Origin of the sequence: Arthrobacter sp. AFG7.2 (assembly GCF_002892835.1) — a bacterium.
Taxonomy (GTDB): Bacteria; Actinomycetota; Actinomycetes; order Actinomycetales; family Micrococcaceae; genus Arthrobacter.
Genome location: NZ_PJMB01000011.1, coordinates 21,413 through 35,082 on the forward strand (window position 1 = coordinate 21,413; position 13,670 = coordinate 35,082).

Below are 13,670 nucleotides of genomic sequence, written 5' to 3' on the forward strand. Positions count from 1 at the left end.
CAAGGGCCGCCTCCGGGCACACTGCCGGGCCGTGAGGCAAGATAGGTCTGTGAGTAAAGGACCAGGCCCCGCAGAAAAGACCGCCTCGATGTCACCGACCCGGACACACGATGACGCGGAACAGTCCGGCAATGGGACGCAGAAAAGGCCTGAAGTGGTTCCCGCTGAAGCTGTCCGCGAGGAATACGAGAACCTGGTGGACCTCGTCAGGAAGTACCGGTTCGCGTATTACCAGGAAGACGCCCCGCTGGTCCCCGACGCTGAGTTCGATGAACTCTTCCGCCGCCTGGAGGAGATCGAGGCGTTGCACCCCGAACTCGTCTCGAATGACTCGCCCACCCAGGAGGTGGGCGGGGAAGTTTCCGCGGCGTTCGCCGCTGTGGAACACCTCCAGCGGATGTACAGCCTCGAGGACGTCTTCTCCCTGGAGGAACTGGAAGCCTGGCTCAGGAAGGCCGAAGCCGGCATCGGCAAGCTGGGGGACGGCGCGCCCGCCGCTGCCTGGCTGACCGAGCTCAAGATCGACGGCCTGGCCGTGAACCTGCTGTACCGCGACGGGAAGCTGGTGCGTGCGGCCACCCGCGGCGATGGCACCACCGGTGAAGACATCACCCATAACGTGTTGACCATCAAGGAGATCCCGCAGCAGCTCCACGGCGAGGGGTTTCCGGCCGAAATGGAAATCCGCGGTGAGGTGTTCATCCCGTCAGAGGCCTTCGCCGAGTTCAACGAAGCCCTGATCGAAGCCGGCAAGGCACCCCTGGCAAACCCCCGCAACGCGGCAGCGGGTTCGCTCCGGCAGAAGGACCCTGCCGAAACAGCCAAGCGCCCGCTCAAAATGTTCGTCCACGGTATCGGCGCCCGCGAAGGGCTCCAGGCGCGCAGCCAGTCCGAAACGTATGATCTGCTGAAGGAATGGGGCCTGCCCGTCAGCCCCTATTCCGAGGTGCTGGGAAGTCTCGAGGAAGTCCTGGACTTCATCAAGCGGTACGGGGACAAACGCCACAAGCTGCTGCACGAGATCGACGGCATCGTCATCAAGGTGGACGACTTCGCCACCCAGCGGGCACTGGGCTACACCACCAGGGTGCCGCGGTGGGCTGTCGCCTACAAATATCCGCCGCAGGAAGTCCACACCAAACTGCTGGACATCCAGGTCAACGTGGGCCGCACAGGCCGCGTCACGCCCTACGGGATGATGGAACCGGTCAAGGTAGCCGGCTCAACAGTGGAAATGGCCACCCTGCATAACCAGGACGTGGTCAAGGCCAAGGGCGTGAAGATTGGCGACATCGTCATCCTGCGCAAGGCCGGGGACGTCATTCCCGAGATCGTGGGGCCGGTCCTTGCCCTCCGCGACCAGCAGGATCCTCCGGTCCGGGACTTCGTAATGCCCACCGAATGCCCCTCCTGCGGCACGCCGCTCGCTCCGGCCAAGGAGGGCGACGTGGACATCCGCTGCCCCAATGCGAAGTCCTGCCCGTCCCAACTGCGTGAGCGCGTGTTCCACCTTGCCGGCCGGGGTGCCTTCGATATAGAAGCGCTCGGCTGGGAAGCTGCCATTGCCCTGACCCAGCCGGCAGAACCGGAAGTTCCGCCGCTGACCTCGGAGGCTGCGCTTTTCGACCTCACCCCGGAGGACCTGGCCGGCGTCCGCATCCGGCGGGAAAAGCGGACCAAGGGAGTCCCCACCGGTGAGTACGAACTGGTGCCCTACTTCTACAGCAAGGGGACGGCGAAGTCCCCGTCAAAGCCCACGGCCACAACTGAAAAGCTCTTCAAGGAGCTGGAGAAGGCCAAGGCCCAGCCGCTGTGGCGGGTACTGGTGGCCCTGTCCATCCGGCACGTCGGACCGCGCGCGTCCCGGGCACTCGCTACGGCTTTCGGCACCATGGACGGCATCCGCCAGGCTTCAGAGGAAGACCTGGCACACGTGGATGGCGTGGGCCCCACTATCGCCGCGGCACTGAAGGAATGGTTCACGGAGGACTGGCACCGGGAGATCGTGGACCGCTGGGCAGCGGCCGGAGTCCGGATGGCGGACGAGCGCGACGAGTCCACGCCGCGCACGCTCGAGGGACTCACCATCGTGGTCACGGGCTCCCTGCCGAACTTCAGCCGGGACGAGGCGAAGGAGGCCATCCTCATCCGGGGCGGGAAAGCAGCCGGTTCCGTCTCCAAAAACACCAGCTACCTGGTGGCCGGCGAAAGCGCCGGCACCAAACTGGACAAGGCCGAGCAACTGGGCGTCCCCGTGCTGGACGAGGACGGTTTCCGCATGCTGCTCGACGGCGGACCGGCAGCACTGGAGGGCGGCGCGGGCAGTGCGGGTGGTGCGGACGCGGCGGCAGGAGCAGCCGATGAAGAACCTGTTGATGCGGAGGCAACCTCATGACCAGCCCGACCGGACTCCTGGAGGTGGCCAAGGCCGCAGCGGCGGCAGGTGCCGGGGTGCTGGCCGGGCGGAACGCCGAGGCGCTCCAGGCAAGCAACAAAGGTGACGCCGGTGACTGGGTCACAGCCTTCGACGTCGCGGCCGAGCATGCTGTCCGCGATGTCATCGCAGCGGCCCGGCCGGGGGACGCCATCACCGGTGAGGAGCACGGAACCACCACGCCGGAGCAACCCACCGGGTACCGCTGGTCCATCGATCCGCTGGATGGCACCACCAACTTCATCAGGAACATCGTCTACTACGCCACCTCGGTGGCAGTGGCGGATGCCGACGGCGTCTGGCTGGCCGGCGTCGTCAACGCCCCTGCACTGGGCCGCGTCTACTACGCCGCCCGCGGCCAGGGCGCATGGCTGGAGGAAGGCGGCAGGACAATCCGGCTGGAGGGTCCCGTTCCGGGCCGGAAGGGGCAGATCCTGGCCACGGGGTTCAACTACGATCCAGCAGTCCGTGCCGAACAGGCCGCCTTCCTGGCCGAACTGCTGGACGGCTTCGCCGACGTCCGGCGCCTGGGATCCGCTGCCCTGGACCTGTGCCTGGTAGCTGACGGCACGCATGACGCGTACGGGGAACGCGGTCTGAACGAGCACGACTTCTCTGCGGGTGCCCTCATCGCTGAAGAAACCGGCTGCTGGGTCCGGCGGCCCCGCCTGGCCAGTCCGCTGGACGGCGGCCCAACCGACGAGGAACGCCTAAACGCCTGGACGTGCGCCGGCGGACTGGAGCTTTCGGGCAAATTCCCGCTCTGACTTGGCTCCAGACTGATAGTTCGATCACGGAACCTGCCCTTTCGCCGCATGTTACCGGGCAGTACCACTACCATTGATGCGTGCAACCCCAGATAACCGTTCGTGCCGCCGTCGAAAGTGACTACGACGCCGTCGCCCGCATCACGCGTGATTCGTACCTCGCGGCGGGCTACTTCGACGACGCCGACCACCCCTACATGCGCAAGGTCCAGGACGTTGCCCTGCGGGCAGGGCATGCGACCATCTGGGTAGCCGAGCGGGACGGTGAAGTGGTCGGCTCGGTCACGCTGGCCCGCGCAGGGGAGCCGTACGCGGACATCGCCCTTGCTGATGAGCTGGAGTTCCGCATGCTGGTGGTGGATCCGGCCGTGCAGCGCAGCGGTGCAGGCAAGGCCATGATGGCAGCCATCCTTGAACATGCCAGGGCGCTGGAAGGGGTCAGTGCCGTGTCGCTGACTACCGGGAGCACCTGGGAAAGTGCCCGCGGCCTCTATGACAAAACCGGCTTCAGCCGGGTCCCGGAGCGCGACTGGCTGGTCCCCGGAACTGACATAAAGCTGCTGGTTTACCGGCTCGACGTGTAGCAGCCCTACAGTGGTGCCGACCCCATTCAGCAGTGAAAGGCCCACCATGCGCAAAACCTTCGGCACCGGCTCCGTCTGGGAACAGACCCTCGGCTACTCCCGCGCCGTCCAGGTGGACAATACGCTGTACATCTCGGCTACCGCAGCCAGTGGCGACGACGGAATTGTGGGCGAAGACTTCTACAGCCAGACGCAGTACATCCTGCAGAAACTCGGCAAAGTCCTCGCCGAAGCCGGCTTCGGCTTCGAGGACGTCGTCCAGTCCAAGCTGTACCTGACGGACATCAGCCAGTGGGAAGAGGCCGGCCGTGCCCACGGCGAAGTCTTCGGTGACATCCGCCCCACGCTGTCCCTGGTGCATGTGCTGCCGTTCCTGGACCCAAAGATGCTCGTGGAAATCGAGCTCGTGGCGCAGAAGGGCAACAGCCAGGCTCCGCAGCTTTAGGGCGTGGCGGGCAGGCCGTAGCGGTGCTCGGGCCTGCCCGTCGAGCCGTACCGCAACTGGATGTCCACCGCACCGTCGTCCGCCAGGGAGGACAGGTACCGCTGCGCTGTCGCGCGGGAAACCCCCACCCGGGCCGCCACCTCCGCTGCGGAGTACTGCTCACCGGGAACCAGCGATTCCAGCACCGCAGCTTCGGTGGCCGACCGCGGTTTGGACGATGGCGCCACATCGCCCGGGATCAGGGTCCGCTTGGCACGCTCCACCGCGTCCTGGTCCAGCGCCCCGGGCTGCGCCAGCAGGCGCCGGTACCGGGCGTACGAACGCAGTTGCTGCGACAGGGCCTCTGACGAAAACGGCTTCAGCAGGTAGCCGAGCGCACCGCGTCGGAAAGCTGCCCGGACGGACGCGGCGTCCGACGCGGCTGTGAGCATAACGGTGTCCACATCCAGCTGCTGGAGCAGGTCCAGGCCGGAGGCGTCCGGCAGGTAGACATCCAGCAGCACCAGGTCAGGGCGCAGGCTGTGGATGGACTGCAGCGCCAGTGATGCGGTGCCCACCGGCGCCAGTGCCAGGAACCCTGCCACCGAATCCACGTAGGCTGCGTGCAGCTTGGCCACATGGAAGTCGTCATCTACGATCAGCACCCGAAAATCTTCAGGCATGGGTGTCCTTTCCGGTTGTCCCCGTAACGTTCCTGCCGGCTGTTCCCGCCGTGGTCCGCGGCAGGGTGGCCATGAAGACAGCGCCGGGTCCACCCGGGGTCCCCGCATCCAGCAGTTTGACGTCCCCGCCGCGCCGCCGTGCCAGCTGGCGGGCCAGGGCCAGGCCAAACCCCTGGCCGCCGCTGCCGTTCCTTGACCGCGGGCCGGACGCGGTGCTGAAACCTTCTGCGAAGATGGCCTCCGGGTCTGTCCCTTCTGCCAGCCCGTCACCGGAGTCGGCGACGACGATGTGCAGCGTGCCGCCGTCGTCGTGCGGTTCGTCCAGCACCTCCAGCTCCACCCAGCGGTCCGTGGAGGATCCGGACACCGCGGCGTTGACCGCATTGTCGATCAGGTTTCCCAGCACGGTGGTGACGTCCTGGGTTTCCGCCACCTGCCCGCGGACCAGGGTTTCCGGACCAATGCGCAGCGCCACGCCCCGCTCGTCCGCCTCCACCCCCTTCGCGCCCACGAAGGCCTGCAGATACGGGTCCTGCAGCAGCTCGGCCTGGTCCACCGGGAATTTCAGCGGCCCGGTAGCCGCCAGCCTGGCAAGGTACTCCCGGGCCTGCTGGTGCTGCCCAATACTCATGAATCCTGCGATGGTGTGCAGCTGGTTGGCGAATTCGTGGCGCTGGGCGCGCAGCGCGGTGGACATGGTTCCCACCGCGTCCAGCTGCCGGGTGAGCTGCTGCAGTTCTGTCCGGTCCCGCAGCATCACCACCCAGCCCAGGTCCTCCCGCCGGTGCAGGGCCTTGCGTGCGTTCACCACCAGGACCCGCCCGCCGGCCACCAGCTCCACTGCCTCCGGGCCGTCATGGCTGGCCCCGGGCGCTCCCGGCCGGGTCAGGGCCTTCAGCTGCTCCGGCACCGGCGCATCCTCCCAGCGGCTGCCGGCCAGGTCCGGCAACCCCAGCAGCCGTTGCGCTGCGGAGTTGAACACACTGATCCGGCCGTCGGCCGAAACGCCGATAACGCCGTCGTCCACGCCCTGGAGCACGGCCACCTGGTCGTGGACCAGCGTGCTGATCTCCTCCGGTTCCAAACCAAGGGTCAGCCGCTGCAGCCGTCGGCGCAACAGGAACGATCCCAGCACTCCGGCCAGCAGGGCGCCGGCCGCCGTCACCGCCACCGGTCCGATGTCGCGGGCGAGGCTCTGTCCCACCGTTTCCATCGAATAGCCGACGCTCACCTCGCCCACCACAGCGCTGCTGTCCGGCGCGTACACGGGAACCTTGGCCCCGGCGGAAGGTCCCAGCGTTCCGGTGTTCCGGGTGGTGACTTCCCGGCCGGCCAGGGCTTCCGACGGATCAGTGCTGACCTTTTCGCCCAGCCGCTCCGGGTCCGGATGCGCCAGCCGGAGGCCCGTCTCGTCCGTGATCACCACAAACAGCGCCCCGGTTCGGGTACGGGCCGCTTCCGCGGCTTCCATCAGCGGGCCGGCGGCGAGCTGCGATGGCGGGGGAGTGCCCGGCTGCCGGCTGATGGCCAGCACATCGGCCCGCACCGAGGCGTCCGAAGCCACCGTCCGGGCCAGGGTCAGCGCCTGGTTCTCTGCCTCGCTGCCCACCCTGTCGTACGTCAGCCAGGCGTGGACCGCCGTACTGAAGAGGACCACGAGCAGCACCACGGACAACTGGAGGAGGAGGGTCTGGGTGGAGAACGGCAACGGCCGGCGGCGCGCGGACTGCTGCATGATCCTCCTCGATGGGGAAATCGACGGGCTGTTCGACGACGGAATGGCTCGACGGCGCACGGCGGGTGTTCGGATGCGGTACCGGGATTGCACCGCTGCCCCCAAGACCATTGAGCCCTGTGAGCACAATGAGCAAAATGCTCCCAATAAGCAGTATGCCAATCAATTGAGCCAAAGGCACGGCCGTGACGGCCGCCACCCTACAGTCTGTAGCACGCGTCACACCGCTGTGCCGCTGTTCACAAAGAAGGAGCCGGCCGTGCTGGTATTACTTGGATTCGCAATGATCGCGGTATTCATGGTGCTGATCATGACGAAGAAGTTGACGCCAGTGCTGGCGCTGATCATCGTCCCAACAGTCTTTGGACTCTTTGCCGGTGCCGGCCTTGGCATCGGCGACATGGTCATGGAGTCCATGAAGGCCATGACCTCAACAGCAGCCCTGCTGATGTTCGCCATCATCTACTTCGGCCTGATGATCGACGTGGGGCTCTTTGACCCGCTGGTCCGGTTCATCCTCCGCAAGCTGGGCAACGACCCCGCCAAGGTAGTGCTGGGTACCGCCATCCTCGCGGCCGCCGTTTCCCTGGACGGTGACGGCTCCACCACCTTCATCCTGACCACCGCTGCCATGCTGCCCATCTACCTCCGCCTGAAGATGAGCCCCGTGGTCCTCACCTGCGTGGCCGGCCTGGCCAACGGCACCATGAACATCGTGCCGTGGGGCGGCCCCACCGCACGCGCAGCCACCGCGCTGAACATCGACGTCAACGACGTCTTTGTCCCGATGCTTCCCTCACTCCTGGCGGGCATCGCCGTCGTCTTCGTCTTCGCCTGGCTGCTCGGCCTGCAGGAACGCAACCGCCTCCGCGCCACCCAGCCGGAAATCTGGGGAGTACCGGACACCGCTGAGGCGTTCGACGGCGGCGCTCCCGCCGGCGGTGCAGGCACCCGCGGTGGACGCAAGGGAACACGCACCCCCGGCGCCGGAGGCCCCGCCGCCGGAGGCTCGTCCGTTGCTGTCCTGGAACGGACCGAGGACCTGGTGGACGAGCACGACACTGCCATGGCTGACACCGCCCTGGACCCCAACCGCAAGACGCTGCGTCCCAAGCTGCAGTGGTTCAACCTGGGCCTCACCGTGGCCGTCATGGGCATGCTGATCGCCGACCTGGTGCCCCTGCCGTACGTTTTCATGGTGGGTTCCGCCATTGCCCTGCTGGTGAACTTCCCCAACGTCAAGGACCAGGCCGCGCAGATTGTGGCCCACGCCCCCTCCGTCGTCGCCGTCGTCAGCATGGTCATGGCCGCCGCAGTCCTGACGGGCGTCCTCACCGGCACCGGCATGGTGGAAGCAATGTCCGCCTGGCTGGTACAGATCATCCCCACCTCCATGGGCCCGTTCATGGCCGTCATCACCGGCGTGCTGAGCATCCCCATGACGTTCTTCATGAGCAATGACGCCTTCTACTTCGGCGTGCTCCCGGTCCTCAGCGAGACGGCCGGCCACTACGGGATCAGCGCAGCAGAGATGGCCCGCGCCTCCATCACCGGCCAGCCCTTCCACATGCAGAGCCCCCTTGTTCCGGCCATCCTGCTCCTGGTATCGCTGGCCAAGGTGGACCTCGGGGACCACCACAAGAAAGTCCTGTGGCGCAGCGCCGTAGTATCGCTGGTCATGCTGGGAATCGGCATGCTGTCCGGAGCCATCGGAATCGGCTAGTCTGTTGCTGCCGGTCTCCTGCCACGCGTTGGCGGGACCCGGTATCAAGGTGCCCGTCTGACGCCCGCTGGGGGATGTCAGACGGGCATCATTGTTTCCCCACTAGAATGGATCGGAAATCAATTCGAACTTTGCAGGGGAGATCCATGGCTGCGATCAACCGTGACGACGTTGCGCATCTCGCGCGGCTCGCTCACATTGAGATGAGTGACCAAGAGCTGGACAGGATGGCCGGAGAACTCGCGGTCATTGTTGACTCAGTCAAATCCGTCAGTCAGGCCGCCGGTGACGACGTCCCGGCCACCTCACACCCCATCCCGCTGACCAACGTGTTCCGCGAGGACGTAGTGGGCCACACATTTACTGCGGACCAGGCGCTGTCCGGTGCGCCGGATTCCGATGAGAACCGTTTCAAGGTCCCGGCAATCCTGGATGAGGCATAGAACATGACTGACTCACACGAACTGATCCGCCTCTCCGCCGCGCAGCTGGCCGAAAAGCTGGCCGCCGGCGAGGTCACTTCCGTCGAGGCCACCCAGGCGTACCTGGACCGGATCGCCGAGGTGGACGGCGGTGAACGCGGCGTCAACGCGTTCCTGCACGTCAACGCCGAGGAAGCGCTCGCTGTCGCCGCCGAGGTGGATGCCATCCGTGCCGCCGGCGGTTCCGAGGCTGAATCCCTGCATGTCCTGGCCGGCGTGCCCATCGCCGTCAAGGACCTCATTGTCACCGTCGGCCAGCCCACCACGGCAGGCTCGAAAATCCTCGAAGGCTGGCACAGCCCGTACGACGCCACCGTCGTGGAGCGCCTGCGCGCCGCGAAAATGCCCATCCTCGGCAAGACCAACCTGGACGAATTCGCCATGGGCTCCTCCACCGAGCACTCGGCGTACGGCCCCACCCGCAACCCCTGGGACCTGGACCGGATCCCCGGCGGTTCCGGCGGCGGGTCCGCTGCCGCCGTCGCCGCTTTCGAAGCACCCCTGGCCCTGGGTACGGACACTGGTGGATCCATCCGCCAGCCCGGCGCCGTCACAGGAACCGTTGGCGTGAAGCCCACCTACGGAAGTGTGTCCCGCTATGGCGCCATCGCCATGGCCTCCTCGCTGGACCAGATCGGGCCGGTAACGCGGACCGTGCTGGACTCCGCACTGCTGCACCAGGTCATCGGCGGGCACGATCCCCGTGACTCCACCTCGCTGCCGGACCTGCTGGCCGACCTCGTCGCCGCCGCCAAAACGGGCAACGTCGAAGGCATGCGGATCGGCATCATCAAGGAGCTGCACGGCGAGGGCTACCAGGCCGGCGTCGAGAACCGCTTCCACGACTCCCTGGAGTTGCTCAAGGAGGCGGGCGCGGAAATCGTTGAGGTCTCCTGCCCCAACTTCCAGTACGCCCTGGGCGCCTACTACCTGATCATGCCCTCCGAGGCGTCCTCCAACCTCGCAAAGTTCGACGGCGTCCGGTACGGCCTGCGCGTCCTCCCCGAGGACGGACCCATGACCATTGAACGCGTCATGGGTGCCACCCGCGCCGCCGGCTTTGGTGATGAGGTCAAGCGCCGCATCATCCTGGGCACCTACGCTCTGTCCGCCGGCTACTACGACGCCTACTACGGCTCGGCCCAGAAGGTCCGCACACTGGTGCAGCGCGACTTCGACGCAGCCTTCACCGTAGCCGATGTCCTGATCTCGCCCACGGCCCCCACCACGGCCTTCAAGCTCGGCGAGAAACTGGACGATCCGCTGGCCATGTACCTCAACGATGTCGCCACCATCCCGGCCAACCTGGCCGGGGTTCCCGGGCTGTCCCTGCCCGGCGGCCTGGCGGACGAGGACGGACTCCCCGTGGGCATCCAGCTGCTGGCCCCGGCCCGCGAGGACGCCCGCCTGTACCGCGTGGGCGCCGTGCTGGAGTCGCTGCTTGAGGCCAAGTGGGGCGGCCCGCTGCTGGCACAGGCACCCGAACTTGCGGGCTCGCCGGCCCTCGAAACCCAGGAGGCAAACTAATGAACACCGAGGCAATCCTGAGCTTCGAAGAAGCCATGGAGAAGTACGACCCCGTCCTGGGGTTCGAGGTCCACGTGGAGCTCAACACCAAGACCAAGATGTTCTCCTCCGCCCCCAACGTCTTCGGCGACGAGCCCAACACCAACGTCAACGAGGTGGACCTCGGCATGCCCGGCGTCCTGCCCGTGGTGAACAAGACTGCGGTGGAGTCCTCCATCAAAATCGGCCTGGCCCTCAACTGCAAGATCGCCGAGAGCTGCCGCTTCGCCCGGAAGAACTACTTCTACCCGGACACGCCCAAGAACTTCCAGACCTCCCAGTACGACGAACCCATCGCGTACGACGGCTACCTGGATGTCGAACTGTCCGACGGCACCGTGTTCCGGGTGGAGATCGAGCGCGCCCACATGGAGGAGGACGCCGGAAAGCTGACCCACATGGGTGGCGCCACCGGCCGCATCCACGGCGCCGACTTCTCCCTGGTGGACTACAACCGCGCTGGCGTCCCGCTCGTGGAAATTGTCACCAAGCCCATTGAGGGAGCAGGCTCCCGGGCGCCCGAACTGGCCAAGGCCTACGTTGCGGCGGTCCGGGAGATCGTCAAGAACCTCGGCGTCTCCGATGCCCGGATGGAACGCGGAAACGTGCGCTGCGACGCGAACGTGTCGCTCCGTCCGCACGGCCGTGAACGGTTCGGCATCCGGTCCGAAACCAAGAACGTGAACTCGCTGCGCGCCGTCGAACACGCCGTCCGTTACGAGATCCAGCGCCATGCCGCCGTCCTGGACGCGGGCAACCCGGTGGTCCAGGAAACCCGCCACTGGCACGAGGACACCCGCACCACCACCTCGGGCCGGCCCAAGTCCGACGCCGACGACTACCGCTACTTCCCGGAACCGGACCTGGTTCCCGTGGTCGCCTCGCGTGAATGGGTCGAGGAACTGCGCGCCACCCTGCCCGAGCCGCCGGCCGCCCGCCGCAAGCGCCTGCAGGCCGACTGGGGCTACTCGGACCTCGAATTCCGCGACGTGGTCAACGCCGGCGTCATGGACGAAATCGAGGAGACCATCGCCGCCGGTGCCTCAGCTTCCGTGGCCCGCAAGTGGTGGATGGGCGAGATCGTGGGCCGTGCCAAGAACGCCGACGTCGACCCCGGCCAGCTGGGCGTCCAGCCTGCCACCATCGTGGAGCTTGCGCGCATGGTGGAAGAGGGCAGGATCAACAACAAGATGGCCACCGAGGTACTGGACGGCGTCCTGGCCGGCGAAGGCACGCCCGCGGACATCGTGGAGAAGCGCGGCCTGGCCGTGGTCTCCGACGACGGGCCGCTGCTCGAGGCCATTGATGCCGCGCTGGCCGCGCAGCCCGGCGTGGCGGACAAGATCCGCGGCGGCAAGGTCCAGGCTGTCGGCGCCATCGTGGGCGGAGTCATGAAGGCCACCCGCGGCCAGGCCGATGCCGGCCGCGTCAAGGAACTGATCCTGGAGAAGCTGGGCGTCACCGCCTAGATATCCCCTCCAGCCGGGTAGCAGCTGATGCCGTTGTGCGCGTTAATACCGGCATCAGCTGCTGCCCGGTCCGCGTAATGTACTCAGGTGTTTGGCGCCGAAAAGTACTTATGTTCAGCGGCGTACCGCGGCCCTACACTTGAGCGCACGGGACCCGCTGGCACAGTGCGGTCCCGGCCAGCCACGCGAGGGGGCCGCGATGCCATTGAAGGACCAGCCACGGATACGCAAAGCCCTGCTCGCAGGGGTGGTGGCGCTCACCTTAACCGGAACCGGGGCGGCGTTCGCGTTGTCGGCGGATGACCCGCCGTCGCCCTTCCCGTCCGAGAGGGCGCAGGAGAACAGGCAGGACAAGCAGGAGAAGCCCGCCAGGCCTGACAAGTCGCAGCGCGCGCAGCAGGTGCACAGCGAGAGCGTGGCAAAAAAAGCTGACGGCACCTTCGAGACCCAGCTGAACCAGCGCGGCACGGTGGAGGCAGTCAGTGACAAGGCCATCACCGTCAGGAGCGAGGACGGCTACTCGCAGGCCTACACCGTCGATGCGGAAACAAAGGTAACGCAGGCGCCTTCCCAGTCAGCGGATACATCAGAGCGCAAGGACGACGACGGCAAACGGCTTAAGCCCTCGGACGGAACCATCAGCGACATCGCCGTGGGCGACAACGTCCGGATCGCCGGGGTGAAGAACGGGGACACCGTGACCGCGGAACGGATTATCGAAGGCGCCGGTGACGGTCCGGGGCTCGGGCTGGGCCGCGGCAACGGCAAGGGCTTCGGAAAAGGACACTCCAAGTAGCGGTTGCCCGCGCCGGCTCAGCCCTGATCCACGAGCCCTGCCATGATGCCCTGCAGCGCTTCGGCGACGACCGTCACCGACCGGCGCTTCAGGTTTTCAGGCCTGGCCAGCAGGTCGATCCGGCGCCGGGTGTTGATTCCTTCGAGCGGCCGCAGCACAATCCCGGGATTCAGCACCGGCCCGGCGGTGTATCTCGGGAGCAGGCCAACCACGCCGCCCGTGGCAACCAGGGCCGCCACCGTGGAGTAGTCGTTGATCCGGTGCACAATGTTCGGCTCCCGGCTGGAGACGGCTGCGACGGCGGACAGCACATCCGAAGGGGAGTAGCCGGTGTGGCTGGTCACCCACGCCTCGCCGCCGACGTCGTCCGCCGTCACGGCCGCTTTCCCGGCGAGGGGATGGCCCGCAGGCAAAGCCACGTCCAGCGGCTCGTGGGCCAATGGAATCACCGTCACCCGCTCCGCGGGCCACCGCGGGCTGTGGTCCATCCGGTGTGCCAGGACCAGGTCGTAGCGCGCAGTCAGGGCGGGGAAGTCCTGCTGGGCCACGTCCTCATCCGAGAGCCCGATCCGCGGTTGACCCGGCGCATCGAGGATCCGGGCGAGGGGAGCGAACACTGCCTGCCCGGCACTGTGGAACCCGCACAGGCTCACGCTGCCGGCAGCAGAACCGTGGTAGTTCCCGATCGCATCCCTGGCATCCGCCATGGCGCTGACGACGGCGGCCCCCGCGTCGGCCAGCACCTGGCCGGCCTCGGTGAGCACCAGGTTGCGGCCCTCCTTGCGGGTGAGCGGCACCTCCACTTTCCGCTGCAGCAGGGCCAGTTGCTGGGAGACGGCGGACGGGGTGACCATGAGGGTATCGGCCACCGCCTTGACGCTTCCGAGCGCACCGAGTTCGCGAAGAATTTCTAGCTGGTGGATCTCCATCCCGCCAGTCTACGCATTAGGATCAACTACATCGTCGATTGAGAATTTAGCTGTTGTGCTAAAGCTTCTTCCTCGCTG

At 66.7% G+C, this 13,670-nt stretch carries 12 protein-coding genes; 9 read left to right on the forward strand and 3 right to left on the reverse strand.

The features are described 5' to 3' along the window. Positions 1–49: 49 nt before the first annotated feature. The 4 genes from ligA to CXX84_RS16240 all read left to right on the forward strand — a co-directional run bounded on the left by ligA (position 50) and on the right by CXX84_RS16240 (position 4,230). Positions 50–2,395, forward strand: a complete 2,346-nt coding sequence (gene ligA, locus CXX84_RS16225; protein WP_411266222.1) for an NAD-dependent DNA ligase LigA — start codon at positions 50–52, stop codon at positions 2,393–2,395. Then, positions 2,392–3,201: an inositol monophosphatase family protein gene (locus tag CXX84_RS16230; RefSeq protein WP_102977762.1), complete on the forward strand. Its 810-nt coding sequence runs from the start codon at positions 2,392–2,394 to the stop codon at positions 3,199–3,201. The genes ligA and CXX84_RS16230 overlap by 4 nt, the downstream gene beginning before the upstream one ends. An 80-nt stretch (positions 3,202–3,281) precedes the next feature. Beyond that, a complete protein-coding gene (locus CXX84_RS16235) occupies positions 3,282–3,785 on the forward strand; it encodes a GNAT family N-acetyltransferase (protein WP_102977763.1) in 504 nt (167 codons plus the stop codon). 46 nt (positions 3,786–3,831) lie between these two features. Beyond that, on the forward strand, positions 3,832–4,230 hold the full coding sequence (locus CXX84_RS16240) for a RidA family protein (RefSeq protein ID WP_102977764.1): 399 nt from the start codon (positions 3,832–3,834) through the stop codon (positions 4,228–4,230). On the opposite strand, the gene CXX84_RS16245 is transcribed toward CXX84_RS16240, so the two are convergent. Both CXX84_RS16245 and CXX84_RS16250 read right to left on the reverse strand, forming a co-directional pair. Next, a complete protein-coding gene (locus CXX84_RS16245) occupies positions 4,227–4,892 on the reverse strand; it encodes a response regulator (RefSeq protein WP_102977765.1) in 666 nt (221 codons plus the stop codon). The genes CXX84_RS16240 and CXX84_RS16245 overlap by 4 nt on opposite strands. Next, positions 4,885–6,627, reverse strand: coding sequence for a sensor histidine kinase (locus CXX84_RS16250; RefSeq protein ID WP_102977766.1), 1,743 nt, complete (start codon positions 6,625–6,627; stop codon positions 4,885–4,887). Before CXX84_RS16250 ends, CXX84_RS16245 begins: the two co-directional genes overlap by 8 nt. A 259-nt stretch (positions 6,628–6,886) precedes the next feature. Here CXX84_RS16250 and CXX84_RS16255 point away from each other — a divergent pair, with 259 nt between their 5' ends. The 5 genes from CXX84_RS16255 (at position 6,887) to CXX84_RS16275 (ending at position 12,663) form a co-directional block, all read left to right on the forward strand. Further along, complete coding sequence (locus tag CXX84_RS16255) at positions 6,887–8,350, forward strand: CitMHS family transporter (protein WP_102977767.1); 1,464 nt, start codon at positions 6,887–6,889, stop codon at positions 8,348–8,350. 146 nt (positions 8,351–8,496) lie between these two features. Continuing rightward, the gene (gatC, locus tag CXX84_RS16260) at positions 8,497–8,793 is read left to right on the forward strand and encodes an Asp-tRNA(Asn)/Glu-tRNA(Gln) amidotransferase subunit GatC (RefSeq protein ID WP_102977768.1); all 297 of its coding nucleotides are present in this window, start codon (positions 8,497–8,499) and stop codon (positions 8,791–8,793) included. Positions 8,794–8,796: 3 nt separating this feature from the next. Beyond that, complete coding sequence (gene gatA / locus CXX84_RS16265) at positions 8,797–10,359, forward strand: Asp-tRNA(Asn)/Glu-tRNA(Gln) amidotransferase subunit GatA (protein ID WP_102977769.1); 1,563 nt, start codon at positions 8,797–8,799, stop codon at positions 10,357–10,359. After that, on the forward strand, positions 10,359–11,867 hold the full coding sequence (gene gatB / locus CXX84_RS16270; protein WP_102977770.1) for an Asp-tRNA(Asn)/Glu-tRNA(Gln) amidotransferase subunit GatB: 1,509 nt from the start codon (positions 10,359–10,361) through the stop codon (positions 11,865–11,867). The genes gatA and gatB overlap by 1 nt, the downstream gene beginning before the upstream one ends. A 199-nt stretch (positions 11,868–12,066) precedes the next feature. Next, positions 12,067–12,663, forward strand: coding sequence for a DUF5666 domain-containing protein (locus CXX84_RS16275; RefSeq protein WP_102977771.1), 597 nt, complete (start codon positions 12,067–12,069; stop codon positions 12,661–12,663). Between the two features lie 17 nt (positions 12,664–12,680). On the opposite strand, the gene CXX84_RS16280 is transcribed toward CXX84_RS16275, so the two are convergent. Further along, positions 12,681–13,592, reverse strand: coding sequence for a LysR family transcriptional regulator (locus CXX84_RS16280; protein ID WP_102977772.1), 912 nt, complete (start codon positions 13,590–13,592; stop codon positions 12,681–12,683). Between the last annotated feature and the right edge of the window lie 78 nt (positions 13,593–13,670).